Here is a 24419-nt window from a genome sequence, read left to right on the forward strand (position 1 = left end):
GCGCGTTAGCACACAACGCGCTTCTGGGAGGCGTGTGCGTGCGGGATGCCCGAATTCTTGATGACTTTTGCAACACACAGAATGGGTGCCGAAATGACAACGTGCGGACTTTACGTGCGACTGAAGGCGAAGGCCGGCAAGGAAGTTGAGCTCGAGAGCTTTCTGAAAGCTGCGCTCCCTGCTGCTGAAGCCGAAAAGGATACGCCGGTTTGGTACGCGGTGCGTTTTGCGCCGGGCGATTTCGCGATTTTCGATGCATTCGATGCAGAAGCCGGACGGCAAGCGCACATCAACGGTGCAATTGCTGCGGCGCTGATGGCGAAGGCTGACGAGCTGTTGGCTGAGGCACCGAAGATCGAAGCTTGGGATACGCTTGCAGTGAAGCTGCCCAGCTGACGAAGGTTTTCTGGCGGCTTGCCTGGCTGATCTTACCTGGAAGGCTTGGGCAAGCTTGCCATATGCACACGAATGCAGGAGCGAGCAGTGGCGCAACGGCATGACAACGGGAAGCAAAAATCTGCTTCCGTGGAAGACAGCGAAATCTGTCCGTGTCAGGACGGTATGCATCTCGATGTAGATCTATCGCGTCGGCGCATGCTGATGTCGACAGCTGCAATCGCCGCAGTTCCTGCGCAACTATTTGCCTCTTCGGCAATCGCAGAGACGAAAACAGCTCCCCCCGGAGCTGTGCTCTATGATGTGCCGGATGACCCCACCAAAGTGATGGGGCGTGCTCTGTTGGAAGATGGCGGTTATGGAACTCGCTCTCAGTTCGAGACCGCTGTAAGGGCACGGGCCGATAATCCAAACGATATGACGTCGTGGTCGTATACGCCGCTGGCCGACATGAAGGGCAACCTGACGCCATCGGGCCTGCATTACGAACGGCACCATGGTGGCATCCCTGCCATCGATCCCGCCAAGCATTTTCTTTACGTGCACGGCATGGTCGATGAGGCGAAGAAGTTTTCGATTGCGGACATTCTGCGTTTGCCGTCGATCACGCGCCGCTACTTTATTGAGTGCTCCGGTAACACGTACGATGAATGGGCGAAGCCAAAGGGCAAGAACGTTCAGGTTACGCACGGTTTGCTGAGCACCTCTGAATGGACCGGTGTTCCGTTCGCGACTTTCGCGCGCCATGTCGGGCTCAAGGATGATGCATCCTGGGTGCTCGGCGAGGGTGCGGATGCAGCGGTGATGACGCGTTCCATTCCGCTCGACAAGATGCTGACCGATGGTCTGATCGCCTACGGTCAGAACGGTGAGATGATCCGTCCGGAGCAGGGCTATCCGCTGCGTCTCGTGGTTCCCGGTTATGAGGGGAACATGATGATCAAGTGGCTGCGCCGGCTGCAGGTCAGCGACAGGCCGTTCATGACGCGTGAGGAAACGGGCCGCTATACCGGCCTGATGCCGAATGGCCGGGCTCGGCAGTTCTATTATTCGATGGATGCAAAATCCGTCATCACCTTCCCGTCGGGTGAGATGTTACTGCCGAAGCCCGGTCACTACGAGATTCGCGGCATTGCGTGGTCGGGACGCGGCCGTGTGCAGGCTGTCGATATTTCGATGGACGGTGGCAAAAACTGGATCCCGGCGCGCATAGACGATACGCCCGAGGCGATGAGCTCGGTGCGCTTCAGTTGTCCGTGGTTCTGGGACGGGAAACCCGCGATCCTGCAGAGCCGCTGCATCGAAGATTCCGGTTATGTGCAGCCGACGCGCACGGAGCTGATCCGTCTGCGCGGCGACCACTTCTTCTATCACTACAACGCAATTCAGAGCTGGGCTGTGGCAGCGGACGGGAGCGTGAGCAATGTCCATGTTTAGAGCCGTTGCTGCAGCGGTGGCCATGCTTGTGGCCGTTCCGCTGATCGCAAGCGCTAGCGGCGATCCTGCAATAGACACCATCGGCACTGCGGTCAGTCCCGAGGAGCTCGCGAAGTTCTTTGTCATCATGCCAGATGGTGAGGGGCTGCCGCCTGGGTCAGGAACGGCCGCTGCCGGTTTGCCGCTGTACGCTGAAAAATGCGCAATGTGCCATGGTGAAAATCTCGAAGGTCTCGAAGGCACAGGTGCGCCGCCACTCGCGGGTGGCCGCGGAACGCTCGCGACCAAAAAGCCCTTCAAGAGCGTAGAGAGCTACTGGCCCTACGCTTCCACATTGTACGATTACATCTGGCGAGCTATGCCATTCCATGAGCCAGGATCGCTGACACCCGATGAGGTGTATTCGATCACGGCGTACATCCTGTCGTTCGCCAAGATCATCGACGAGGCCACCGTTCTGGATGCGAAATCGCTTTCGGAGGTGAAAATGCCAAATGTCGATGGTTTCTATGTCGACAACGGCCCCGACCGCCTGATCTATCGCGCGCAAGGTGGCGCAACATCGAAATGACCGTGCAAGTGAATGTAATGGCGTCAATCGCGGATGCTCCCGCGCTGGAGGTGGTGGAGACGGCGTTGCCCATCACCGTGGACGGGCGGGAGCAAATGTTTCGCGCCTTTGCATTTCAGGGCGCCAAAGAGGAAGAGCAACTGCTGGTGCTGGTGCATGGCGACGCATCAGCAGGGCAGGCGTTGCCGCTGGTGCGGTTGCATTCGGGCTGTGTGACCGGAGACATCTTCCACTCGATGCGGTGCGACTGCTATGAGCAGCTTCAGGCCAGCCTGAAGGCGGTTCTGGAGTCGTCGCACGGTGCCATTGTTTATATGCCGTACCATGAAGGTCGCGGCATCGGCCTGTTCAAGAAGATGCGCGCCTATGCGCTGCAGGAGCGCGGCGTCGACACTGTCGATGCCAATACGGCGATCGGTGCTCCTGTCGACGCACGTGACTTTGGACTGGCCGCGAAGGCGCTCGCCTATCTGGGGCTGAATGAAATCCGGCTGCTTTGCAACAATCCGGCCAAGGTTGAAGCGCTGGCAGGCTTCGGCATCACGATAGCGGAGCGGATCTCGGTGGCCAGCAAGCCGAACCGCCACAATGAGCGCTATCTGAATACCAAGCGTGATCGCATGGGCCACCAGATCTGAGCGGCCCGTTTGGGCTGTCTGGATCAATCCCACCGTTAAACGAATTGTTGGGCCGTGTTGTGCTCGTCACTGTATCGCGCGCTCCACGATTCTGCCGACCATGCTGCTGCGATGCACAACGCGGTCAGCGGGCGCCCGAGGTGTCGGGGCATCAAATTTGCGTGTGAAAGCCCGTCTGAACGGCCGATCTCAGGTTTGCCGTCGCTGTGACGTGCAAAAACGGGTGCGATTTCGGTTACACAGCGGTCTTATCTTCCGCGATCGACAGGGTCATTTTGGCAAACACGTCGGCAATGTCGTTGGATGCCTGCTTGCCGCCGGGCTTGAGCCACAGGAAGCTGTAGAAGTACATGCCCAAAATGCCTTTGATCGCTACATTTGGTAGCGGACGGAATAGGCCTTTTTTCTCGCCCTCTTTCAGCGTTTCCGACCAAAGATCCTGATAGGCCTTATGCAGATCGGAAACGATTCGATGGCGCTGGCCTGTCAGGCAGTCGGCCTCGCGGAAGCAAACCGTCATTTCGGGCAGGTTTGTAAAAATGCATTGCATCAATAAACGGCTTAGCAAAAATATCCGTTTGCGAGGGTCAGGTTCGGTCTCCATTGCGGACTTACCACTTAAGACCAATTCCTCTATGTAACGCACGACAATGCTGAAAAGCAGCTCTTCCTTGCTGCTGATATGGTAATAGAGCGCGCCACGCCCCAAGCCGACGGCGTCGCCAATTTCTGCAACACCTACAGCACGATAGCCCCTGGTCGCGAACAGATCCGCAGCAATTTTCTGGATGCGTTCCTGCTGCTGTCCGGCTGCTTGAGTTCCCTTGGCGGCACGGCTGATTTGCGTCGCCGAATCCACGTCTTCATCGTGTGGACTGGTCGATACATTTGCGTTATACCACTCCGAGGATGATCCTTGAGAGGCTTTCGTCGCCGAAGGTGTTTTAGCGCGCGACAAGGACTTTTCTCCGAATTCCATTGCTGCATCAGATGATGCGACAAACCAATAACAGCACAGGGCCGCTGAAATGCAAGTCATCTTGGCTGCGAAAAGCCAAGTCAAAAAAATCCAGACGCTGGAACGAAGGAATTGGCGCATTGCATTCTTGTTTTTCAGGCAATGCGGTAATTCCAAGCGCGAAGCGCCGGCGCGCCGACCACGCCCGGCGCAGATCACTCATAGCCCATCACTGACCGTTCGCGGAAGACCTTGTCGCGCGGGTGAGCATTGCAGTGCAGGGTTGGAGCACAGCGGCCACATCCGTCGCCTGAAGCTCTCGTATGGGTGCAGGCGCAAAAACAATTAAGTGGAGTTGCAATCCATGGCCAACAATGTCGGCTCAGGCTGGTCTGGCGTCGTGAACGGGAAGCCGCAGGTTGGGGCTGTCGCGCGTCGGACGCGCCGGACCTCGCTGGAAGATATCCAGCGGTTCTCGGACATCACCGGTGATTGCAACCCGCTCCACTATGACCGCGCGCTGGCTGAGGCCTCGATCTTTGGAAAACTGATTGTGCAGGGCGGGGTGACCTCCGGGCTGCTGAACGCGGTCGTGGCAGAAGACCTGCCTGGCCCGGGTACGGTTTTTCTAAGCGTGAACTGGCGCTTTGTGCGGGCTGTCGGTGTGGATGAGGAAATAACGGGCGAGGTCGAGATTGTCTCGGTGCGTGACGACAAACCGATCTGCGAACTGAAGACCCGGGTTTTGAACGCCGATGGCGAAGAGTGCCTTGTCGGGTCAGCCGTTGTTTATGTCGCCGCGCTGCAGCGGTAAATCTTGGGCCGGAAGGCTCGCCTCGCATGCAAAGAAAACTTAGATGCTGATGAAATCCGATGCCGATCGGCAGGCAGTCCATGGGCAGTGGCAGGTTCTGGCTATCCTTAGCCTCGCCATCGTTCTTTCCATGACGACGTGGTTTTCCGCGACGGCGATCATCAATGAACTGAAAGAGACGTGGGCCATTGATGGCGCCGCGGCGGCATGGCTGACGAACGCGGTGCAGATCGGGTTTGTGGTCGGTGCGCTGGGTGCCAGTCTTCTCAACATCCCTGACATTGTGCCGGCCCGTTGGCTGATGGCGATTTCAGCCTGTCTGGCAGCGGCTGCCAACCTGGCGCTGCTGATTGCGCCATCGGGCGAGGTGGCCATCGCGTTGCGGTTTGTAACCGGCATCGCGTTGGCGGGCATTTATCCGCCGGCGCTGAAGGTTATCTCGACGTGGTTCCTGCATGGGCGCGGCCTGGCACTGGGTATTGTCATCGGCGCTCTGACGCTCGGCTCTGCATTCCCGCATTTGTTGCGCGCAGTGACTTCGGATCTGAACTGGAAGCTCGTCGTTGCCGCGACCTCGGGCATGACACTGCTTGGCGCTTTGCTGATGGCGCGCTTTGCCGTCGAGGGCCCGCATCGGTATGCGCGCGCTACGTTTGACCCGCGCCAGATCGGCCGCGTGCTGCGCAACAAACCCGTGATGCTGGCGAACATCGGATACTTCGGCCACATGTGGGAGCTGTATGCGATGTGGGGCTGGTTCCTGGCCTTCGCGCAGGCGGCGCTTGTGCAGCACAATGTCGACACATCGTATGCGTCGATGATCACATTCGTCGTCGTGGCCTCTGGCGTTGTCGGGTGTGTGCTGGGCGGTGTGATGGCGGACCGGATCGGCAGAACCGCAACCACCGCGTTGATGATGGTCGTCTCCGGTCTGTGCGCGCTGCTTATCGGCTTTGCCTTCGATGCTCCGCTGTGGGTGTTCCTGACAGTCGCCATTATCTGGGGCATCTCCGTGATTGGAGATTCGGCGCAGTTTTCGGCGATTGTCACGGAGATCGGCGAATCCTCCAGTGTCGGCACCGCGCTGGCGCTGCAACTTGGTCTTGGCTTCGCGCTCACCGTGATTGCAATTCGAGTGGTGCCGGAAATCGCGGCCGCGATGGGAAGCTGGCAGTGGACCTTCCTTGTGCTGGTGCCCGGTCCGTTCATCGGTGTCATCGCGATGCTGATGCTGCGACGTATGCCTGACGCCATCAAGATCGCGCACGGCAGGAAGTGACAGGCATGTTCACGGGTATCGTCACCGGCATCGGCGAGGTGATCGGACGGGACGGCGGCAGCTTCACCATCCGCTGTCCCTATGCGGCGGAGACGCTGGAAATCGGCGGCTCGATGGCGTGCAACGGCTGCTGCCTGACCATGACGTCGATCCGCGTCGACGATGCTGGCGCTGTTGCCGGCAGCAGCATCTTCACCGCCGACGTTTCCAACGAAACCAGCGCCAAGACAACGATCGATAGCTGGCAGCCGGGCACGCGCATCAACCTTGAGCGGCCTTTAGCGATGGGGCAGGAACTGGGCGGGCATCTCGTCACCGGCCATGTCGATGGCGTCGCGCGCATTGCCGACATCATCGCTGACGGCGACAGCCGCCGCTTTGTCATCGAGGCGCCGGACCATCTGGCGCCGTACATCGCGCCCAAGGGTTCCGTTGCATTGGACGGAGTGTCGCTGACAGTGAACGAGGTCAGCGACAATTGTTTCGGGGTCAACATCATCCCGCACACCTTGACGGTGACGACGTGGGGCGCGAAAACCGCCGGCCAATCGATCAATCTCGAAGTTGATCTGTTCTCGCGATATATCGCGCGCCTGCTGGAGTTCAGAACGTGACGAACAGTGCTGGCGAACACCACAGCTTTAACAACGCGCGCGGGATTGAGTGAAATATGATTGTTAAAACCGATAGCCAGTCAAAGCAGCGTGCGCCGCGCGGCAAGCTTGATGCGCGCGTGCTGATCATTGAGGGCCGGTACTACGAAGACATCGGCGATCTGCTGCTGGAGCACGCGGTTGCGGCCCTGACCGAGCGCGGCGTCGCCTATGAGCACATCGTGGTGCCGGGCGCATTGGAAATTCCGCAGGTGCTGATCCAGGCGGCGAACTGGGGCCTGCTGACGCGCGATGCGGCGAACGGTTTTGACGGCGTCGTGGCGCTGGGCTGTGTCATTCGCGGTGAGACATCGCACTACGATATTGTATGCAACAACGCCAACCACTGGATGATGGAAACGGCGGCACGGCATGCGACGCCGGTCGGCAACGCCATCCTGACGGTGGACACCATGGAGCAGGCGTTGGCGCGCGCCAACGGCGGCAAGGGCGCCGACGCTGCGAATGCGTGCATGCAACTGATTGAGATTGGCCGCGCGTTTGAAACGAGACGCGCCGGGGCGGTGTGAAATCGGAACCCTATGACGTCGGGGCTTTGGTTTAGTCGGGCACACGACTGACATTGGAGGCACCCGTCCTGTGACAGCTCCCTCTGCGCCGAGAGCCCCTGCGGGATGCATCGGCGCAGAGGACCGTGCGTGATATGTTTCTATCAATATGCGCTGCTGGTGTTCTCGCTCGCAGCGTTTCTCGTCATCGCCTTCGGCTTCGAAGATCGCACCCATCGCCGCTGGGGATTGCGCTCAGCATCGTCACCTGCACCGGGGTTCCGATCTGGCTGTCGCGTCGCCGCGACAAGGGCCGGCCTGCTCCAGGCTGGGAGAAGATTTGGGCCGGTGTCGGCTGGGGCCAGCCGCTGGCGCTAGGGCTGTCAGCGCTCGCAGCGCTTTATCTCGGCGCGCCGATTATTATCCCGGCGTATCTGGCAGCGAGCGCTTTGGCGATACTGTTCGCCTTGGGATGCCGATCGGGTACCTCAGCGCAGTTATCCTGCGTACAGCGAGCGCGTTCGTGCTGCTGGCGGTTGTGTTCGCCCATCTGACGATCTGGAACGGACGCGTCGTCGACACCATTGGCGTTGCGGCCGATACAACGCTGATGCTTGTCGCGCTGGGGCTTTTGATGCCGCTGGCGAAGCGTCGCAGTGGAGTTAACCAGATGGCGCCATCTTTAACGAAGTAGGGCGCAATGCTTGGCTTTTCGCGGTGGCAATGAGCGAAGGCAGGCACCTAAATTGTCGAGGCTGAGCGGTTCCGGTGCAATGGGCGCTTTCTGTCCATTTACTTCCGCGCGAATGGCCTGTAGAAGGCCCATGTTTCTTGGATCGGGGCGTAGCTCAGCCTGGTAGAGCACCTGCTTTGGGAGCAGGGGGTCGCGAGTTCGAATCCCGCCGCCCCGACCAAAACTTTCCACCACGACCTCGCAGATGACGCCATGCCCCTGCGAGTTCGGTGGCTGCCATCGGGAAAGCCATCCATGCTCGCGCGCATCTTCAAGCCAGCCAAAACCGCCATGCAGTCCGGCGAAGGCCGCACGAAGGAATGGTTGTTGGAGTTTGCTCCGGCAACGCCGCGCGAAATCGATCCGCTGATGGGGTGGACAGGCACGCGCGACATGCGCGCCGAGGTGCAGCTTTCCTTCGACAGCAAGGAAGAGGCGATTGCTTACGCCGAGCGCGAAGGCATTCCGTTTCAGGTGATCGAGCCATCACCGCGCAAGATGATCCGCAAATCTTACGCTGACAATTTCCGGTATGGCCGCATCGGCCGCTGGACCCACTGATCCGACACTGACTGCGTTTGGCCCGTTTAAACGGCGTCGTCCCGACGGTTGTCGCCGGGACTGCCTTGACGCCGTCATAGGGCCAGGGTTGCCCGCTGTCATGCTCTGCGAGCGCTGTTGCAGGCTCTAAGCCTGTTGCGCCATCTCGTCGACGCGGCGCTGGATCAGGATCAGATAGTACAGCATGAACAGCACGTAGAACGTCTCCGCCGCCTCCGCCGGGCGGGTGACGAGACCGTCTGTGCCGTCAAAGCCAAGCTCCTTCTGAAACATGCTGTCGAGCTTGTAGATCAGCGCGCCGATGGAAACCGGCACCAGGATGACCGACGGTTCGAAAAGCTCCAGTGCCTTGATGCGGAGGGGACGGCCAAGCCACGCCAGCAGCGGAAGCAACAGGCCGCAGACAAAGATGGCCAGTTCAAGCACGGCGCGCGGCAGCATGTTGAAGGCCGGGTGCACGTTATGCAGGTTGGTCTCGTGCTGGCGGTTGATCTGGCTCCACTCTTCCGGTGTCTCCCAGTTGAAGAAATGCTGCCCCCAACTGTGTTCTTCGCCAGCGGTGTAAAAACAGGCGAGCGTGCCCAGCAGGATCAGATACCACCACAGGCGCTTGGCGCGGACGATGGGGTTGAACAGCAGCCGCACACCTAGGAAAAATCCGACGAGCGGAATGAAGAAATGAGACAGCTCCAGAACGCCGTAGCCTTCCGGCAGCATGCGGCGTTGATAGAACTCCGGCGCGGCATGATTGATGATCGGCAGCGCGACGATAATGGCGAGCGGCAAGTACAGCCACCACCAGGGCGCGAATTTAGGATTCGTCAGACGGTCCATCACAAAGCTTCATTGCAATACAGTTAGATCCCGTTCAACAGCAACCATGACGAAAATTTGACAGGCTGCAATCTTTTTGGGCTGCCTTGGTTGCGTGCGTGAGCTCTTTCCCATGCGCAGTGGCAAAACATCCATTGAATTGCTCGCGCAAAATAAAACGGCGGCAGCCCGCAGGCCGCCGCCGTCGTTTGATCCTCAGGATCGATCCGTCGTCGTGGCTCAGGTTACTGGAACAGCTCCACGGCCTTGGCCGCGGTGTTCCAGATGCCCCAGACCAGCGGAATGCCGACCAGGAGCCAGAACAGCGCCGCCTTAGTATCCAGTCCGCCCATGCCGATGCCGTAGGAACCGGACGCAGGCGAGGTGGAGATACCGGTATGCAGCTTGGCCTGCTCCGCCGAAACTTCCGCCTCGCTCATGTGCCACTTGGGATTGACGGGACGGATGAGCAGGTTGGCGATGAAGCCGACCACCAGCAGACCCGCGAGCGTATAGAAAATAGGCCCGTAAATCTGATCCGGCGGGATGCCGGCTGCCTGGCGGGTGTCGTGCATGTAGTTGACGATCACCGGGCCGACGATGCCGGCAGTTGACCACGCCGTGAGCAGGCGGCCGTGGATTGCACCCACGAACTGCGTGCCGAACAGGTCGGCGAGGTAGGCCGGAACCGTTGAGAAGCCGCCTCCATACATCGAAGCGATGATGCAGAAGGAGGCAACGAACAGCGCCAGCATTTTCCACTCAGCGGCGGCGGATGCCAGAATGTAGAGCGACGCGCCGAGCACGAAGAAGATGAAGTAGGTGTTCTTGCGTCCCAGCTTGTCGGACGACGATGCCCAGGCAAAGCGGCCGAAGATGTTGAACAGCGAGATGAGGCCAACGAAGCCAGCGCCAACACCAGCAGCCTTGGCGGCGAGCGCCACGTTTTCCTGGAGCTGATTGTAGCCGACGCCCGGATCGCCCGCGAGAGCACCACCGAAGGTTTCCTGCAACATCGGAGACGCTGCACCGATGATGCCGATACCGGCCGACACGTTCATGCATAGCGCCAGCCAGACCAGCCAGAATTGCGGGGTCTTGTGCGCATCCTTCAGATGCACGTTGGCGGACGAAATCATGCTGTTGCCATTTGCGGGCGGCTTCCAGCCTTCCGGCTTCCAACCGCCGGGCGGAATGCGATAGCCGAACGCGCCGATGAGCATGAACACAAGATAGATCAGCGCCAGCGCAACGAACGTCTCCCATACGCCAGGTGTCGCGTCGGTCCGGAAATAGTTCATGAGGTGAGTGGCAAGCGGCGAGCCGATCATCGCGCCGCCGCCAAAGCCCATGATGGCCATACCGGTGGCCATGCCGCGCCGGTCGGGGAACCATTTGATGAGCGTTGATACCGGCGAGATGTAGCCGAGGCCGAGACCGATACCACCGATGACACCGGCGCCGAGCCACATCAGCCACAACTGGTGCAGATAGATGCCAAGGGCCGCGATGAGCAGGCCGCCGCACCAGCAGGCCGTTGCAACGAGACCCGCCTTGCGCGGACCAGCGCGCTCAAGCCAGCCGCCCCACAGCGCCGCCGAAACACCGAGCAGCACGAAGAAGAACGTATACATCCAGCCGAGGTCGAATTGGCTCCAGTTGCAGTCCGTCGCGGTCAGTGCGTGCAGCGTGCCGAGCGATTTTTCAGCGAAGGTGACAGCGCCCTGCGAACACTCCGGCAGCGGCTGACCATCAGCGCCGTGGAGTACACCTTGCAACGGTTTCCAGAACACCGAAAACCCGTAGGCCATGCCAATGCAAAGGTGAATGCAAAGCGCGGCCGGTGGCACCAGCCACCGATTAAAGCCCGGTTTGGCGACGATCCGCTCCCTCGAAAGCAAGGGCGCGGAGCCGGCCGCAGAAGTCGTGCTGGTCATTAAGATCCATCCCCGAAAGTGCGATTTTAGGCGGATTGCGGCGGGCGCGTTCCGCTCTTACCCGTTACTTGGCACGGGTTTGCCGTCACGATCAACGACTTAGGGGGTAGAAGCAAGGCCAAACGCGCTTGGGCCGGGCTGATTGGGCAAGCCCAGCTAAAAAATACAGCGGTGAAACAGAGTTAAAGGGCAGCATTGTTAAGCAGACAGCGCCGCAACGTGCCCGGCGATGTTCGCTATATTATGCGACGCGCGCTGCTTCGGCTCCCGCATAATAGCTTTCAACGCGGAACGGAACGCATTCGGCAGCAATGCGATTGCGGCCCATGTTCTCAACTGCTGCGAGCATTCGTCCTTGACGGCGCATGATGTTGTCGGCCAGCGCAACGAAGCGGCGATTGGGGACCGCAGTGTCGGACGCTGCACGCAGCGCCAACGCGATCCGATCCTCGGGGGCTTTGGGATTGAGCGCACACAGCGTGATGAATGCTGCAGCGGTTGAGCGGCTGAGTCCCGCGAAGCAATGGATAAGCAGCGGAGCTTCACCGTCCCAGCTTTGCGCAAAGTCGATCAGACGGTGGACGTGGTCGACAGCGGGAGGTTCAGCGCCGGGAAGCGCGTCGACAATGTCGTGCATGTCGAGGCGCAGATGACGATCCGGTGACAGCGCTGACGGTGTTTGGGGCGCGAGTTCGGCGTTGATTGCGCTGACCAGATGGCGCGCGCCGGTCTCCGCGATGACATCGGGAATATGCCTGAGGGCGCACACATGGATTGCTGCGGATTTGCTCTGCATGGCCTGCTTCGATCCGGTTTCTTGTTGGCCCGGCTAGTGCCACCCAACCATGACCGTTTCAAGAATGCGCCGTCACTTTGACGTGTGTTGCAGCGTGGATGGCAAATCAATGCTTGGCAAAGACGATCTTGGTCTAAGCGAATGCAAACGGCGCACACTGCTGGCACATTCGATGTTGCTCAAATGGTGTCCGGGGGCGGGCATACAAGGCCTGCGAAACGTGTCGCGGGGGTGGAAGCAACAAGGACGCCGGATTTGCGGCGGAAAGCTGTGGCGCATGCATTTAGCTAGCTCGCCCATCAGCCGATTAGAAATATTGGCGATCCCGGCAGGATTCGAACCTGCGACCCTCTGCTTAGAAGGCAGATGCTCTATCCAACTGAGCTACGGGACCATGCCTGAGCGCCCTTATAGCGCCTGCGGCGGCGTCTGAAAGCCCGTTCTGATTGTCGCGGCGGGATTTGTGGCCCATAGCCGCGCGGGCAGACCGGAACGTGAAGCATTGATGGCTGCGGATTGATAAAGCGTTCACCTCGCAGGGTTCGAACCTGCGACCCTCTGCTTAGAAGGCATATGCTTTCTCTGTCCGAGACGCCGAAACCGAGCGCCTGCCGAATGTCAGGCTGTCAAGCGTGCCTGCCGCGAGGCAGTGATGGCGCGGCGCACAGCTTCGATATGCTGCATACGCCATAGCGACCGGTGATAGCTTCTCCATCCCAGAAAGCTGCTGGCGCGCTGCCCAATACGATGCATTCCGGCAACAAGCGCCGTGCTGACGCATCTGCGTATCCTGTGCGCAATGAGTGGGAAATCGGTGTGTGGTTTGAGAACTCAAATACCACATCTAGTGGTTGGGGCGAGAATCGGGCCTTATGGGTGCGTCACGGGTCGCCGAGCCAAAACACTCGGCGCTAAGAGGGAATTCGGTGCGCTGTCCTCGCCAGAGGTAATGGCAATTCCGGAGCTGCCCCCGCAACTGTAAGCGGCGAGCTGTCTGTCGATCACGGTCACTGATGCAAATGCGCATCGGGAAGGCCAGACAGGCGGTGTTTGAACCGCGAGCCAGGAGACCTGCCTGCGACACGGCTTTTTTTACGTCCGCGGGCGGGGTGTCCCGGTGGGTGGTGTTCGTTGCTGCCCGCATTTCTGCGGCGGCCTGAACCCGTGTCCCCATTCGGCCCAGCCCCCTTAATCGATGCAGGGGTTCGCCGATGTCCATCACAATCGAAGCACGCCGTTCCGAAGCGGATTTCACACCCGCTGCCGAGCGCACGAAAAGCGTGGCTACGCAGACCTATCAGGTCATACGCCGCAACGGTTCCGTCACGCCATTTGACGGCACCAAGATCGCCGTTGCGCTGACCAAGGCGTTTCTTGCGGTTGAGGGCAATCGTGCGGCGGCCTCGCGCCGTGTGCATGAGATCGTCGAGCAGCTTAGCGAGCAGATCACGTCGTCGCTGACGCGCCGTCAGGATCGCGGCCGCACGTTCCACATTGAAGAGATTCAGGATCAGGTTGAGCTGGCGCTGATGCGCGGCGAGCACCACAAGGTTGCGCGCGCCTATGTGCTGTATCGCGAGAAGCGTGCCCGTGAACGCGCCGAGGCGGAGCAGGTGACAGCTGTTGAGGCGCCGAAGATCAACGTGCGCGGGCCCGATGGCAGCATTGCGCCGCTGGACGACAAGCGGTTGCAGGGCGTTGTTGTCGAGGCGTGCGCAGGGCTGGCCGATGTTTCCGCCGAACCGATCCTGACCGAGACGTTCCGCAACATTTATGACGGCATTACCGCATCGGAACTGATGCTGGCGCCGATCCTTGCCGCCCGCACCCTGATCGAGACAGAGCCGAACTACACCTATGTCAGCGCGCGGCTGTTGATGGACAAGTTGCGCCAGGAAGCGCTGTCGTACGTGCACGGCACCTACGAGCAGGCGACGCAGTCGGAAATGGAAACCCGTTATGCGGAGTATTTTCCGGCCTACATCGCCAAGGGCGTAGAAGTTGGCCTGCTCGATCCAGAGCTGCAGCGCTTCGACATCAAGCGCATCGCCAATGCACTGCGCGCCGATCGGGATATGAAGTTCCAGTTTCTCGGTTTGCAGACGCTTTACGATCGTTATTTCCTGCAGACGCGCGGTGTTCGCTTTGAGCTGCCGCAGGCATTCTTCATGCGCGTTGCCATGGGTCTTGCGGTGCGTGAGATCGACCGCGAAGCCAAGGCAATCGAGTTTTACGATCTGCTGTCGTCGTTCGATTTCATGTGCTCGACGCCGACGCTGTTCAATGCCGGCACGCCGCGTCCGCAGCTTTCATCGTGCTTCCTCACCACCGTCTCCGACGATCTCGACGGCATCTTCAAGGCGGTGAAAGATAACGCGCTGCTGGCGAAATATTCCGGCGGTCTCGGCAACGATTGGAGTCGCGTGCGTGGCCTCGGCGCGCACATCAAGGGCACCAACGGCGAGAGCCAGGGCATCGTGCCGTTCCTGAAGGTGGCGAACGATACCGCCATCGCGGTCAACCAGGGCGGCAAGCGCAAGGGCGCGGTGTGTGCGTATCTAGAAACGTGGCACATAGACATCGAGGAATACCTCGACCTGCGCAAGAACACTGGCGATGACCGGCGCCGCACGCACGACATGAACACGGCCAACTGGGTGCCGGATCTGTTCATGCAGCGCGTGGCCGAGGATGGGCAGTGGACGCTATTCTCGCCCGACGAAGTGCCGGATCTGCACGATCTTTACGGCCGCGCATTTGCTGAACGCTATCAGCACTACGAGCAGATGGCCGAGCGCATGGAGCTGAAGATTGCCCGCCGTGTGCGCGCGGTCGATCTGTGGCGCCGCATGCTGACGATGCTGTTCGAGACCGGCCACCCGTGGGTGACGTTCAAGGATCCATGCAACCTGCGCTCGCCGCAGCAGCATTGCGGCGTGGTGCATTCGTCAAACCTGTGCACCGAGATCACGCTGAACACATCGGATAACGAGGTTGCGGTTTGCAATCTTGGTTCGATCAACCTTGCCCAGCACATCACCGAAAAAGGCCTTGACCGTGCCCGTCTGGCGCGCACCGTCAAGACGGCGATGCGGATGCTGGATAACGTGATCGACATCAACTTCTATACGATCCCGGAAGCGCGGCGCTCGAACCTGCGTCACCGCCCGGTCGGCATGGGGCTGATGGGCTATCAGGACGCGCTGCAAATCCTGCGCATTCCAGTTTCTTCCGATGCAGCGATAGCGTTTGCCGACGAGAGCATGGAGGCGATCAGCTACGAAGCCATCTCGGCGTCGGCTGATCTCGCCGAAGAGCGCGGGCGGTATGCTTCGTATGAGGGATCGCTGTGGAGCCGTGGCATCCTGCCGATCGATTCCATCGCACTGCTTGCGGAAGCCCGCGGCGAATATCTGCGGATGGATACGTCATCGACGCTCGATTGGGATGCCCTGCGCGAACGGGTGCTTGCTGTCGGCATGCGCAACTCGAATGTGCTGGCGATTGCGCCGACGGCGACCATCTCCAACATCTGCGGTGTGGCGCAGTCGATCGAGCCGGCGTTCCGCAATCTCTACGTCAAGGCCAACATGTCGGGCGATTTCACGGTGGTGAACCCCTATCTTGTCGCTGACCTGAAGACGCGCGGGCTGTGGGACGAGGTGATGATCTCCGACCTCAAATATTTCGATGGTTCTTTGGGCTCCATCGACCGTGTGCCAAACGATCTTAAGGCGCTTTATGCCACCGCGTTCGAGATCGATGCGCACTGGCTGGTGGATGCAGCGTCGCGACGCCAGAAGTGGATCGATCAGGCGCAGTCGCTGAACCTTTACATCGCCGCGCCGAACGGCCGTGCGCTGGACGCGCTGTACAAGCTGGCGTGGGAGCGCGGCTTGAAGACGACCTATTACCTGCGCTCGCAGTCGGCGACGCACGTTGAGAAGTCGACGCTGAAAGGCACGGACGGCAAGCTCAACGCGGTGTCCAGCGGTGGCGGCATGCTTTCCGCACCGGAAGAAGCGATGAGCGGCAGATCGTGCTCGATTGACGATCCGACCTGCGAAGCCTGCCAGTAATTTTCCGCGTAAGCGGACTGCTGAACTGAACTGCTGAAATGAAATACCGGGGCGCTTTGTGTGTTGCCCCGGTCCACCCCTTCTTGTGCCCTGTCTGTAGCGCGTCGGCACGAAGTAACATCGTCGTACACGGAGAATGCATCATGCTCGACTGGTCGGAACCGACGCGCGGCCCCGCTGTGAACCCGCAGACTATCGCACCCGCAGCGCCGCCTGCGGCCGATGCCGGAACTGGCCTCGGATCGATTGATCGTACCGCGGGCCGCGTACGCGTCGACGACAAGGCGATGATCAACTCGCGCGCCGACGTCAATCAGTTGCTGCCGCTGAAGTATGTGTGGGCATGGGAGAAGTATCTCGCCGCATGCAACAACCACTGGATGCCGACCGAAGTTTCCATGCAGGCCGACATTGCGCTGTGGAAGTCGCGTGACGGTCTGACGGAAGATGAGCGGCGCATGGTGAAGCGCAATCTCGGCTTTTTCGCTGCATCGGAAAGCCTTGTCGCTAACAACATCGTGTTGGCGATCTATCGCCACCTCACCAATCCGGAGTGCCGCCAGTATCTGCTGCGGCAGTCGTTTGAGGAGGCCGTGCATTCGCATACGTTCCAGTACATCGTCGAAAGCCTCGGCCTCGATGAGGGCGAGCTGTTCAACATGTATCGCGAGGTGCCGTCGATCACCGACAAGGCCGCGTGGGCGCTGGCTTACACGCAGCATCTCGACGATCCGAGCTTCCGCACCGGCACGCCAGAGGCTGACCAGGCGTTCGTGCGCGATCTCATTGCGTTCTACGTCGTGTTTGAAGGCATGTGGTTCTACACCGGCTTTGCGCAGATCCTGTCGCTCGGCCGTCGCAACAAGATGGTCGGCATCGCGGAGCAGTATCAGTACATTCTGCGCGATGAGAGCATTCACATGAACTTTGGCATCGACGTCATCAATCAGATCAAGGTGGAAAATCCGCACCTGTGGACCAAGGCGTTCCAGGATGAAGTGCGCCAGATGATTGAGGACGCGGCGCGGCTTGAAGCTTCCTATGGCCGTGACACGATGCCGACTGGCTTGCTTGGCCTGAACGCAAACCTGTGCGAGCAGTACATGCACTTTATCGCCAACCGTCGCTGCGCCCAGCTCGGCCTAAAGCCGGTATTTGCGGAGACGGAAAATCCGTTCCCGTGGATGTCTGAAGCGATGGATCTCAAGAAGGAGAAAAACTTCTTCGAGACGCGCGTGATTGAATATCAGAATGGTGGCGCGCTGAGCTGGGATTGACCTCGCCGTGGATGCAACGGCAGCGGGCTGTTGCATGGAAATATCGGGAGCTTTACGGCATCGGCGTCAACGCGCCGGTGCCTTTTTGTTGCCATTAACGGAGGCCGCTAAGGCTGCGCAGCCATTAGGGCTGGAAATCGCGAAGCGACTTGCTATTTTGCATCCTCTGTTGCCTGACAGTTATATTTGAGCACCAAAATTACATATTTGGCGAAGTGACCATTCCCGATAATTGCAAATTAGTGGAGCCGGTTGTGCGCGGACCGCAAATTGATTGCCTCAATGAACTGATTGCCAAAGTATACGATGCCGCTTTCGATGCATCGCTTTGGTCTCCGACTTTGCATGAGATTGCCGGCGCGCTCGGTGCCAGCGGCGCGGTGGTTTTCGGCGCTCCGCTGGGGATCAATGGGACGCGTAGTTCACCGGGCCTGTTCGAAACCATGGATTGGTTTTTTCGCGAAGGCATCGCGATGAACAATCCGCGGCCCGAGCGCGCGATGCGCCTGCGGCACAAATCGCCGGTACTGTGCGAAAGCGACATGTTCTCACCATGGGAGCTGGAACACCTTCCCTATAACGCGGCGTTGAACCGGTTCTACCGTTGGGAAATGGGGGGCATTTTCAGCTGCGCCGACGACGCGCCGCTGTTTTTGACTGTAACGCGGGGACACAACACTGAGCGGTTTGGCTCTGCTGAAAAAGAAATCATGGCAGCTCTGTTTCCGCATTTTGAAAGGGCGGCCCAGGTTGCGCTGAGGCTGAACCTGGCCGAGGCCAACGGCATGATCAACGCCTTCGAGCATACAGCGACGGCTGCGGTACTGCTGGGAAACAGCGGCCGCACGCTGAACCTCAATCCCTCGGCGGAACTGTTGATGGGTCCGGATCTGGGAGTATGCAACCAGCGTCTTGAGGCAAAGGATCCACGTTCCAACCGCGATTTGCAGGCGCTGGTCCACGATCTGACCCTGTGTCCGCCGCAGTTGACGAAGCGCGCCATTTCTTCCGCTGTCACTGTCCGCCGTAGCAATGGCAACCCGATTGTTGTCCATGGCTTGCCTCTCAGCGAGGCCGGCAGGGAACGAAACATCTTTCAGGAGGCGTGCGCGGTACTGGTGCTGGTGTCTACGGACGACCGCCGGCTGCCATCTGCCAGTTTGTTGTCGCAGACCTACAGCCTGACCGGAGCGGAGGCGCGGCTAGCCTGTTTGCTAAGCGAGGGGCTGGACCTGGGCGAGGCGGCGGACAGACTGCAGGTGACGCGGCACACGGTCCGCAGCCAACTGAAATCCGTCATGCATAAGACCCGTACAAACAGGCAGGCCGAGCTGGTGTCGCTGCTGGCGCATTTGGCGATTTTGCCAGGTAACAAACGCTGAGTGGGGGCCGGAATGAAAATAAGCGTTGGCGGAATATTTGCGTTCGGCGGTTAGGATGGTGGGTTGAGCGTGCCAATCGTGGCGCCGCCCGCAGCAGGCAGAGGGTAAAGACTGCCGCAATCGGAGCAGCCTGATGGAAGACTCCAACGTCGAAGCATCTGCCACACCCGCCGCGCCGCATACCTGGCAAAGCTTCCTTGTACGCAAATTGCCATACATTGCGCTGTTGGCGCTAACGATCGGCGGCGTCGCGTTTACCAGCATCGCGAATACGCCGCTCGTTCGCTATTGGGAAATTCTGGCGGTGCTGACGGGGCTTCTGTGCATCTTCACCGCCTGGCCGCATTACGATGGTCAGGGAAGGCTGCAATTGATCCTGCGCCAGTCGGCGCATTGGCTGGCGATCATCGTGGCAATGCGCATCGTGCTGATGCCTGGCATCCAGACGATGTTCACCGGCCCGGCAACGGGTTATGCGCTGCTGCTCATTCTGGCGTTGGGCACATTTCTGGCCGGGTTGAACATCTCGCTGGAGCTTTGCGTGCTGGGGCTGGTGATGGCGGCTGCGGTGCCAGCCATGCTGTGGCTGAAGCAGACTGCGCTGCTGGCGGTTCTGCTCGGCGCAGCCGGTGTTGCTCTGTTCGCGGTGTTGTGGCGGCGTAAGTGATCGACGCTTGCCTGCGCTTCGAGCACGATCGGACTTCTTCTTGCGGGCAGCGTTTTACGTGGCAGCCGGTGTTTCTTCGGGTGTTGGCGACGACACATAAAAGGTGTCGAGTGCGGCCATGATCACCACTGTCAGCGGCGCGGCGAGAATGATGCCGAGCGTTCCAAACAGCACGCCGAATGTGAAGATAGCGACGATCAGAACCACCGGCGCTAGCGACAGCGTTCGGCTCTGGATATAGGGCGTGATCAGATAGCCTTCGACTGCGCTTGCAATCGTGAACACGAACAGCACGTACAGCGACAGCGTTACTCCCTGGGGCATCACGGCGAGTGCAGCAATGCCCATCGCGATGATGGTGCCGACATAGGGAATGAAGGACAGCAGGCCCGCCAGCATTGCTAGCGCGCCGGCCTCTTCGACGCCGAACAGCCACAGGCCAATGCCTGTGAAAAGCGCGTTCAACACCACAACGACGAGCTGCGTCGACAGCCACAGTCGCAGCAGACGAGCGGCGCGGTCGAGAAACTGGCGGATCCGGTTGCGATAGTCACCGGGAACGAACCGCAACGCACCCTCCACGTACTGGGTAGGGCTTAGAGCGAAATACAACGCAGCGAACATCAGCAGCGTGAGATAGGCCAGCACGCTGCCGATGGATGAAAGTATGCTGGTTAGCCGGGCGCTCACCGGTCCGGCGATCGTCGTCATGTCGAATGGCAGCGAGAGCTTCTCCAGCAGCACGACTGATGGATGGCTTTCCAGGTTGAGCTTGATGGCTTCGATGGTGTTAGGGATGTCCACCGCCAGCTCATCGAACTGGGTCCACAGGCGCGAGCCAAACAGGAAGAATGGCCAGCCGACCACCAGCACAAATAGTGCCGCGGCGATCAGAATTGCGAGCGGGCGCGGCACGCCTGCGTATCTAGTGATCGGGCGTGCGATCGAGCACAGCGCCAGTGCCACCAGCATTGCCGCAAACGTGACCAGAAGCACATTCGACAGATACCACCCCGCTACCGCCGCAATGCCGATCGCGGCCGCGGTGCGCAGAGTCATCGGAGCGGGGGCGGCCGGTTGCGGCTGGAGTGATGTCATGGCAGCCGCATCTTAGATGCAGTCCCTTGATAATCTGCTGCGTACGGATGGTAACGGATTTCATAACTCCGCCGAAAATCTGCTGGCCGGGCTGCATCGGCATATGGGCGCGCCCGGGAATGGCGAACTCCGCAGTAAGGCGGACACTCCAACAAAAATGTGCGATGGCAGGGCCTTCCCGGACGCTGGAATACTGTCAGTGTTCCAGCCGCGGCGTTCATCCCCCAAATGGGCTATGCCGCAGGCTCGGGCCGGGTTAATCGCGTTTGCGCTGCCGGATAAAATGCATTGTCAGTAATGCCAGCGCCGGCAGCGTCGTGGCTGCCGCGAAAACGAGTGCGATGCCGAGCCAACCCTCCGCCGTTGCGCCAACAAATGCGTAGAGCGCGGCGATGCCAAGGTTGGCGAGGGTGGTGGTGATCAAAACCGGCGCTGCCGACATGCCCAGTGCGGCTGCCGCTATGACGGATATTTCAGCCAGGATGGGCACCGGCCGTGCGACGACCAGTGCGAGGGGGCCGTATTGCTTCAGCAAGCCGGTGGCGGTGCTGAACTCTTTCTGCTCGCGGTCATCGGCGGATGAGAAGTCGCGTCCAAAGCTTCTGCCCAGCATGAAGCCCCACACGCAGGCCAGCGACAGGCCGATTGTGCCGGCAACGGTTGCCGCCGCGCCGCCGATCAGTCCACCCATGAGAGCGATGACAAGCGCTGACGGGATCGCGAGCAGCAGATCGGCCACGAGCAGGGCAATGCCGATTGCGGCCACCGCGAGGGAGGATTCCGGGGTGGCCATCCAGTCGCGGATGATGAGATCGAACCTCTCGCCCAGAACGACGAGCGGAATAGATATCCCGAGGACGAGCGCGATGGTCCAGGCAGTATACTTGGCGATCAGGCCCCAGGCTCTGAAGGTGGGGGAGGCCTTGGAGGTGCCGGCTGGCGTCCGTGCGCCGGGAAGGGGTTTTTGCTGCACGTGCATCCGTCCGTCGTCAGCTTGGCGCAGGAATGCGGACGCACCTTAAAAGGCTATATGTCAGGGCGAGAAGCACTTTCTGCAAAAGTGCGGTGCCGTTGCCGGCGCGTGCTGAACCGGTCGGGAAGCACTAGCCTCCCGCAACATTCGGCGTGCGCCGGCGCCTGATCAATCCGTCGCCAGACGTCTGGCCTGCACATAGGGGCGCAGTTCGCGCCACAGGCGATGGTAGTCGTTGGCGTTGCGCCGCTGTTCGTCCAGTTCATCGGCCAGACGCGAGGCATCACGCAGACGCTCCATCTCGCGAATGGCCTGCTCGACTTGTTCTCTGGTCATGGCGGAAATGTCCTGTTGGGCACCCGCAGAAATCACGTTGGTCATGGCTCCATAATAACGGTATTTGGGTCGATGAAACAATATGAAACAGTTTGTGCATCGCACACATCGGAGCGCCGCCCATCCGGGTAGGAAATTTTGCGCCGCGCAATCAGAGCTACAACTCAGGCAGCGCACCTGCTTAGACCATGGTGGCAGGCAGGCATTGCGCACGGCGTGTTGTTTGCGGGCGCACACATGACTACACAGTTCCGACGTTGCACCTCTCCGCAAACGCAAACCCGGTGAATTGCTATGCCGCTGCTTCGCTTCGATCTGATTGAAGGCCGCACTGACGACGAACTGAAGACGCTGCTGGATGCGGCGCACCGCGCGATGCTGGCAGCCTTCAAGGTTCCGGAGCGTGACCGCTATCAGATCGTCATCGAACACAAGCCCTCGCGTATGATCATGGAGGACACGGGGCTGGGTTTTACGCGCACGGAAAAGGCTGTGCTGCTGCAAGTATTCTCACGGCCACGCGGTAAGGAAGCCAAGCAGACGTTTTATCGGTTGCTGGTGGAAGAGTTGGAAAAGAGCTGCGGAATTGCGCCTACGGACGTCATGATCTCGATGGTCGAGAATACAGACGAAGACTGGTCGTTCGGTTTGGGGCGCGCGCAGTTCCTTGAAGGCGACCTGTAAAACATTCAAATACTGGGCGCGCGGATCAATCAGTCCGCGCGCAGGTGTTTAGACTTGTTGAGATGGCAGTTGTGCTGGGTGGGCGTTGCGCGAAGCCGCGTAAGCCACGTCTCCAGCACGCTTATCGAGTCAGGTCTCTTTGGATTTGGTGCCGGACTTAGCGCCCGCTTTACGCTCTGATGCTGCGTCCCTGGCGGCAAGAGCTTCAACTTCAACCTTCGGCGCGTGATCGGCCAACAGGGACCGCAACATGCGCACGACGCGCAGCGCCGGTCCCTGCGAGCAGCACTGAATTGAAATGCGTGCGCCCTCGAACAGCAGGAAAACTTCGTCGGCGACCTGCTCGGGCTCGCCGTAACCGGCTTCGCTGAACAGGCGAACGAGCTGATCGCGTTTGCGGGTTTTGTAATCATCGATGATCTGGCGCGCGGGGTGATCGATCTCGCGCATTTCGACGGCGGCATTCGCCATGGCGCAGCCCCGTTCGGAGCAGTCGGTCAGAACCTGCTCGACGTGCTGGACCCACCCTTCGATCTGGGCGTGGGGATCATCAGGGTAGGTTTCTCTCAAGCGTTGCCAGAGATCGTCGCCCTCCTTGGCGAGCTCCTGCAGGTAAGCCGAGATCAACTCGTCCTTGGAGCCAAAATGACGGTAGAGCGTCATCTTGTTGGTGGCTGCAGCCTCAGCAATGGCGTCAACCCCGACAGCTCTAATGCCATGGCGGTAAAACAGATCGCGTGCCGCAGCGAGAATGCGCTCGCGAGGCGGGGGCTGCACAGCCGCGTTTTTGATGGTCTGTCCCATTGCCTCTCTAAGTCCGGGCCTCGGTATATGACTGCCCTGAATGTCCGGGGGCCTTGATGGCTCAGCCTCTTGACAGGGGGTGTTACCGGTCAGTATACCACGGCGTTACTGGTCAGTAACATAGTGTGCGGTGGCTGTCATCCAAGACTTCGGCCTCCTGATCCTGATCAGTGTTCTGCCTTTCCTGGGCAAGACGATACTGCACCGCACGAACCACGCGAGCGTCCAATGCAGTCAGCACGTGCACCGCAATCGAACGAGCGCCCGCCTTCCCGGAAGGTTGAGGGTCAAGGCCAGTCGAACATTCTCTGCCTGACCAGCAGTCCGCGGCGCGATACCTCTTATTCCAGTCTTGTAGCAATGCGCGTGCTCCGTGAGCTGCGTCAAGTCTATCCAGATGCAAGTGTCACGATTCGCGATCTGGCGCGGCATCCGCTGGCACATATCGACGAAGACTTCGTCATCGCTACCCGATCGATTGCCGGCGCGCGCAACGATCGTCAGCGCGAAATGATCGACCGCTCCGATGTCCTGATCGATGAGCTTTTGAGCGCTGACACGCTTGTTATTGCTGCATCGATGATCAATTTCGGCATCCCCTCGACGCTGAAGGCGTGGGTGGATCACGTCATCCGCCCCGATCGCACGTTCCGCTATACCGACAACGGTTCGCAGGGGCTGTTGCGCGGACGGCGGGCAATTCTGGTGCTGTCGCGTGGTGGCTTCTATAGCGCTGGCCCGCTTTCTGCATACGAGCATGACGAAAGCTACCTGCGTTCGGTGCTGAACTTCATCGGCATCTCGGACGTGCAGACCATCCTGCTGGAAGGCATGGCCCTAGGGCCGGATTGCGCCGAGCGCGCGGTGGACGCGGCCCTGCGACGGGCTGGAGCGGTGGCTGGCGTTCTGGCGGGATGACACAACGTTTCGGTGGCGGTCCAAATTTGGGACGGCGCCGAAGACGATTTTACCGGAGCGGCGCAGGGGGCGCCTGTTCCGCAGCAATACAACCTACGGACGGATG

At 59.9% G+C, this 24419-nt stretch carries 25 protein-coding genes, 2 tRNA genes and 1 riboswitch; of the genes, 17 read left to right on the forward strand and 10 right to left on the reverse strand.

Annotated elements, in window-relative coordinates; translation table 11 throughout:
* Positions 1–93: 93 nt before the first annotated feature.
* From C6Y62_RS13235 to C6Y62_RS13250, 4 genes are all read left to right on the forward strand, one after another.
* Positions 94–396: a putative quinol monooxygenase gene (locus C6Y62_RS13235; RefSeq protein ID WP_173954303.1), complete on the forward strand. Its 303-nt coding sequence runs from the start codon at positions 94–96 to the stop codon at positions 394–396.
* A gap of 204 nt (positions 397–600) precedes the next feature.
* Complete coding sequence (gene soxC, locus C6Y62_RS13240) at positions 601–1833, forward strand: sulfite dehydrogenase (RefSeq protein ID WP_246274678.1); 1233 nt, start codon at positions 601–603, stop codon at positions 1831–1833.
* A complete protein-coding gene (locus C6Y62_RS13245; protein WP_198491396.1) occupies positions 1820–2404 on the forward strand; it encodes a c-type cytochrome in 585 nt (194 codons plus the stop codon). Before soxC ends, C6Y62_RS13245 begins: the two co-directional genes overlap by 14 nt.
* A gap of 17 nt (positions 2405–2421) precedes the next feature.
* Positions 2422–3042 carry a GTP cyclohydrolase II gene (locus C6Y62_RS13250; RefSeq protein WP_173954304.1) on the forward strand — a complete coding sequence of 207 codons (621 nt, stop codon included), beginning with the start codon at positions 2422–2424 and terminating at the stop codon, positions 3040–3042.
* A 235-nt stretch (positions 3043–3277) separates the two neighbouring features.
* Here the strand turns inward: C6Y62_RS13250 and C6Y62_RS13255 are convergent, their stop codons facing one another.
* Positions 3278–4021, reverse strand: coding sequence for a TetR/AcrR family transcriptional regulator (locus tag C6Y62_RS13255; protein WP_246274679.1), 744 nt, complete (start codon positions 4019–4021; stop codon positions 3278–3280).
* A 7-nt stretch (positions 4022–4028) separates the two neighbouring features.
* Positions 4029–4223: a hypothetical protein gene (locus C6Y62_RS13260; RefSeq protein WP_173954305.1), complete on the reverse strand. Its 195-nt coding sequence runs from the start codon at positions 4221–4223 to the stop codon at positions 4029–4031.
* 141 nt (positions 4224–4364) lie between these two features.
* Between C6Y62_RS13260 and C6Y62_RS13265 the strand changes: the two genes are divergently transcribed.
* The 7 genes from C6Y62_RS13265 (at position 4365) to C6Y62_RS13295 (ending at position 8549) form a co-directional block, all read left to right on the forward strand.
* Positions 4365–4814 (forward strand): MaoC family dehydratase, encoded by a 450-nt coding sequence (locus C6Y62_RS13265; RefSeq protein WP_173954306.1) that lies wholly within the window; start codon positions 4365–4367, stop codon positions 4812–4814.
* 43 nt (positions 4815–4857) lie between these two features.
* Positions 4858–6093, forward strand: a complete 1236-nt coding sequence (locus tag C6Y62_RS13270) for an MFS transporter (RefSeq protein ID WP_246274681.1) — start codon at positions 4858–4860, stop codon at positions 6091–6093.
* 5 nt (positions 6094–6098) lie between these two features.
* The gene (locus tag C6Y62_RS13275) at positions 6099–6707 is read left to right on the forward strand and encodes a riboflavin synthase (RefSeq protein ID WP_173954307.1); all 609 of its coding nucleotides are present in this window, start codon (positions 6099–6101) and stop codon (positions 6705–6707) included.
* A 56-nt stretch (positions 6708–6763) separates the two neighbouring features.
* Entirely contained in the window at positions 6764–7276 is a 513-nt protein-coding gene (gene ribH, locus C6Y62_RS13280; RefSeq protein ID WP_173954308.1) for a 6,7-dimethyl-8-ribityllumazine synthase, read from the forward strand.
* Between the two features lie 451 nt (positions 7277–7727).
* Positions 7728–7949, forward strand: coding sequence for a hypothetical protein (locus tag C6Y62_RS13285; protein WP_173954309.1), 222 nt, complete (start codon positions 7728–7730; stop codon positions 7947–7949).
* Positions 7950–8092: 143 nt separating this feature from the next.
* Positions 8093–8169: transfer RNA gene (locus tag C6Y62_RS13290), tRNA-Pro, on the forward strand.
* A gap of 74 nt (positions 8170–8243) precedes the next feature.
* Positions 8244–8549 (forward strand): ETC complex I subunit, encoded by a 306-nt coding sequence (locus C6Y62_RS13295; protein ID WP_068464172.1) that lies wholly within the window; start codon positions 8244–8246, stop codon positions 8547–8549.
* A 126-nt stretch (positions 8550–8675) separates the two neighbouring features.
* Here the strand turns inward: C6Y62_RS13295 and C6Y62_RS13300 are convergent, their stop codons facing one another.
* The 4 genes from C6Y62_RS13300 to C6Y62_RS13315 all read right to left on the reverse strand — a co-directional run bounded on the left by C6Y62_RS13300 (position 8676) and on the right by C6Y62_RS13315 (position 12489).
* Positions 8676–9383 carry a hypothetical protein gene (locus C6Y62_RS13300; protein WP_173954310.1) on the reverse strand — a complete coding sequence of 236 codons (708 nt, stop codon included), beginning with the start codon at positions 9381–9383 and terminating at the stop codon, positions 8676–8678.
* Positions 9384–9607: 224 nt separating this feature from the next.
* Positions 9608–11299, reverse strand: coding sequence for an OFA family MFS transporter (locus C6Y62_RS13305; RefSeq protein WP_173954311.1), 1692 nt, complete (start codon positions 11297–11299; stop codon positions 9608–9610).
* A 241-nt stretch (positions 11300–11540) separates the two neighbouring features.
* On the reverse strand, positions 11541–12095 hold the full coding sequence (locus C6Y62_RS13310) for a tyrosine phosphatase family protein (RefSeq protein ID WP_173954312.1): 555 nt from the start codon (positions 12093–12095) through the stop codon (positions 11541–11543).
* Between the two features lie 317 nt (positions 12096–12412).
* Positions 12413–12489 (reverse strand) — tRNA-Arg (locus C6Y62_RS13315).
* Between the two features lie 474 nt (positions 12490–12963).
* Positions 12964–13188, forward strand: a riboswitch (cobalamin riboswitch).
* Positions 13189–13306: 118 nt separating this feature from the next.
* Between C6Y62_RS13315 and C6Y62_RS13320 the strand changes: the two genes are divergently transcribed.
* The 4 genes from C6Y62_RS13320 to C6Y62_RS13335 all read left to right on the forward strand — a co-directional run bounded on the left by C6Y62_RS13320 (position 13307) and on the right by C6Y62_RS13335 (position 19500).
* The gene (locus tag C6Y62_RS13320; protein WP_173954313.1) at positions 13307–16174 is read left to right on the forward strand and encodes a ribonucleoside-diphosphate reductase subunit alpha; all 2868 of its coding nucleotides are present in this window, start codon (positions 13307–13309) and stop codon (positions 16172–16174) included.
* Positions 16175–16317: 143 nt separating this feature from the next.
* Entirely contained in the window at positions 16318–17451 is a 1134-nt protein-coding gene (locus C6Y62_RS13325; protein WP_173954314.1) for a ribonucleotide-diphosphate reductase subunit beta, read from the forward strand.
* A gap of 215 nt (positions 17452–17666) precedes the next feature.
* Positions 17667–18833: a helix-turn-helix transcriptional regulator gene (locus C6Y62_RS13330; protein WP_173954315.1), complete on the forward strand. Its 1167-nt coding sequence runs from the start codon at positions 17667–17669 to the stop codon at positions 18831–18833.
* 133 nt (positions 18834–18966) lie between these two features.
* Positions 18967–19500: a hypothetical protein gene (locus C6Y62_RS13335; RefSeq protein WP_173954316.1), complete on the forward strand. Its 534-nt coding sequence runs from the start codon at positions 18967–18969 to the stop codon at positions 19498–19500.
* Between the two features lie 54 nt (positions 19501–19554).
* On the opposite strand, the gene C6Y62_RS13340 is transcribed toward C6Y62_RS13335, so the two are convergent.
* The 3 genes from C6Y62_RS13340 to C6Y62_RS13350 all read right to left on the reverse strand — a co-directional run bounded on the left by C6Y62_RS13340 (position 19555) and on the right by C6Y62_RS13350 (position 21907).
* Positions 19555–20598: an AI-2E family transporter gene (locus tag C6Y62_RS13340; RefSeq protein WP_173954317.1), complete on the reverse strand. Its 1044-nt coding sequence runs from the start codon at positions 20596–20598 to the stop codon at positions 19555–19557.
* A 256-nt stretch (positions 20599–20854) separates the two neighbouring features.
* Complete coding sequence (locus C6Y62_RS16495) at positions 20855–21571, reverse strand: VTT domain-containing protein (RefSeq protein WP_173954318.1); 717 nt, start codon at positions 21569–21571, stop codon at positions 20855–20857.
* A gap of 168 nt (positions 21572–21739) precedes the next feature.
* Positions 21740–21907, reverse strand: a complete 168-nt coding sequence (locus C6Y62_RS13350) for a hypothetical protein (RefSeq protein ID WP_157066841.1) — start codon at positions 21905–21907, stop codon at positions 21740–21742.
* A gap of 294 nt (positions 21908–22201) precedes the next feature.
* Here C6Y62_RS13350 and C6Y62_RS13355 point away from each other — a divergent pair, with 294 nt between their 5' ends.
* A complete protein-coding gene (locus C6Y62_RS13355; protein WP_173954319.1) occupies positions 22202–22591 on the forward strand; it encodes a tautomerase family protein in 390 nt (129 codons plus the stop codon).
* Positions 22592–22720: 129 nt separating this feature from the next.
* On the opposite strand, the gene C6Y62_RS13360 is transcribed toward C6Y62_RS13355, so the two are convergent.
* Positions 22721–23395 carry a TetR/AcrR family transcriptional regulator gene (locus C6Y62_RS13360; RefSeq protein ID WP_173954320.1) on the reverse strand — a complete coding sequence of 225 codons (675 nt, stop codon included), beginning with the start codon at positions 23393–23395 and terminating at the stop codon, positions 22721–22723.
* A gap of 228 nt (positions 23396–23623) precedes the next feature.
* Here C6Y62_RS13360 and C6Y62_RS13365 point away from each other — a divergent pair, with 228 nt between their 5' ends.
* Positions 23624–24313 carry an FMN-dependent NADH-azoreductase gene (locus tag C6Y62_RS13365; RefSeq protein WP_173954321.1) on the forward strand — a complete coding sequence of 230 codons (690 nt, stop codon included), beginning with the start codon at positions 23624–23626 and terminating at the stop codon, positions 24311–24313.
* Positions 24314–24419: the final 106 nt, after the last annotated feature.

This window comes from Hyphomicrobium sulfonivorans, from assembly GCF_013306565.1.
GTDB lineage: Bacteria > Pseudomonadota > Alphaproteobacteria > Rhizobiales > Hyphomicrobiaceae > Hyphomicrobium_A > Hyphomicrobium_A sulfonivorans.

Coding starts and splice junctions, on each gene's coding strand:
- C6Y62_RS13235 (WP_173954303.1), top strand. CDS start 94: ATGACAACGTGCGGACTTTACGTGCGACTGAAGGCGAAGGCCGGCAAG.
- soxC (WP_246274678.1), top strand. CDS start 601: ATGTCGACAGCTGCAATCGCCGCAGTTCCTGCGCAACTATTTGCCTCT.
- C6Y62_RS13245 (WP_198491396.1), top strand. CDS start 1,820: ATGTCCATGTTTAGAGCCGTTGCTGCAGCGGTGGCCATGCTTGTGGCC.
- C6Y62_RS13250 (WP_173954304.1), top strand. CDS start 2,422: ATGGCGTCAATCGCGGATGCTCCCGCGCTGGAGGTGGTGGAGACGGCG.
- C6Y62_RS13255 (WP_246274679.1), bottom strand. CDS start 4,021: ATGGAATTCGGAGAAAAGTCCTTGTCGCGCGCTAAAACACCTTCGGCG.
- C6Y62_RS13260 (WP_173954305.1), bottom strand. CDS start 4,223: ATGAGTGATCTGCGCCGGGCGTGGTCGGCGCGCCGGCGCTTCGCGCTT.
- C6Y62_RS13265 (WP_173954306.1), top strand. CDS start 4,365: ATGGCCAACAATGTCGGCTCAGGCTGGTCTGGCGTCGTGAACGGGAAG.
- C6Y62_RS13270 (WP_246274681.1), top strand. CDS start 4,858: ATGCTGATGAAATCCGATGCCGATCGGCAGGCAGTCCATGGGCAGTGG.
- C6Y62_RS13275 (WP_173954307.1), top strand. CDS start 6,099: ATGTTCACGGGTATCGTCACCGGCATCGGCGAGGTGATCGGACGGGAC.
- ribH (WP_173954308.1), top strand. CDS start 6,764: ATGATTGTTAAAACCGATAGCCAGTCAAAGCAGCGTGCGCCGCGCGGC.
- C6Y62_RS13285 (WP_173954309.1), top strand. CDS start 7,728: ATGCCGATCGGGTACCTCAGCGCAGTTATCCTGCGTACAGCGAGCGCG.
- C6Y62_RS13295 (WP_068464172.1), top strand. CDS start 8,244: ATGCTCGCGCGCATCTTCAAGCCAGCCAAAACCGCCATGCAGTCCGGC.
- C6Y62_RS13300 (WP_173954310.1), bottom strand. CDS start 9,383: ATGGACCGTCTGACGAATCCTAAATTCGCGCCCTGGTGGTGGCTGTAC.
- C6Y62_RS13305 (WP_173954311.1), bottom strand. CDS start 11,299: ATGACCAGCACGACTTCTGCGGCCGGCTCCGCGCCCTTGCTTTCGAGG.
- C6Y62_RS13310 (WP_173954312.1), bottom strand. CDS start 12,095: ATGCAGAGCAAATCCGCAGCAATCCATGTGTGCGCCCTCAGGCATATT.
- C6Y62_RS13320 (WP_173954313.1), top strand. CDS start 13,307: ATGTCCATCACAATCGAAGCACGCCGTTCCGAAGCGGATTTCACACCC.
- C6Y62_RS13325 (WP_173954314.1), top strand. CDS start 16,318: ATGCTCGACTGGTCGGAACCGACGCGCGGCCCCGCTGTGAACCCGCAG.
- C6Y62_RS13335 (WP_173954316.1), top strand. CDS start 18,967: ATGGAAGACTCCAACGTCGAAGCATCTGCCACACCCGCCGCGCCGCAT.
- C6Y62_RS13340 (WP_173954317.1), bottom strand. CDS start 20,598: ATGACATCACTCCAGCCGCAACCGGCCGCCCCCGCTCCGATGACTCTG.
- C6Y62_RS13350 (WP_157066841.1), bottom strand. CDS start 21,907: ATGACCAGAGAACAAGTCGAGCAGGCCATTCGCGAGATGGAGCGTCTG.
- C6Y62_RS13355 (WP_173954319.1), top strand. CDS start 22,202: ATGCCGCTGCTTCGCTTCGATCTGATTGAAGGCCGCACTGACGACGAA.
- C6Y62_RS13360 (WP_173954320.1), bottom strand. CDS start 23,395: ATGGGACAGACCATCAAAAACGCGGCTGTGCAGCCCCCGCCTCGCGAG.
- C6Y62_RS13365 (WP_173954321.1), top strand. CDS start 23,624: ATGCAGTCAGCACGTGCACCGCAATCGAACGAGCGCCCGCCTTCCCGG.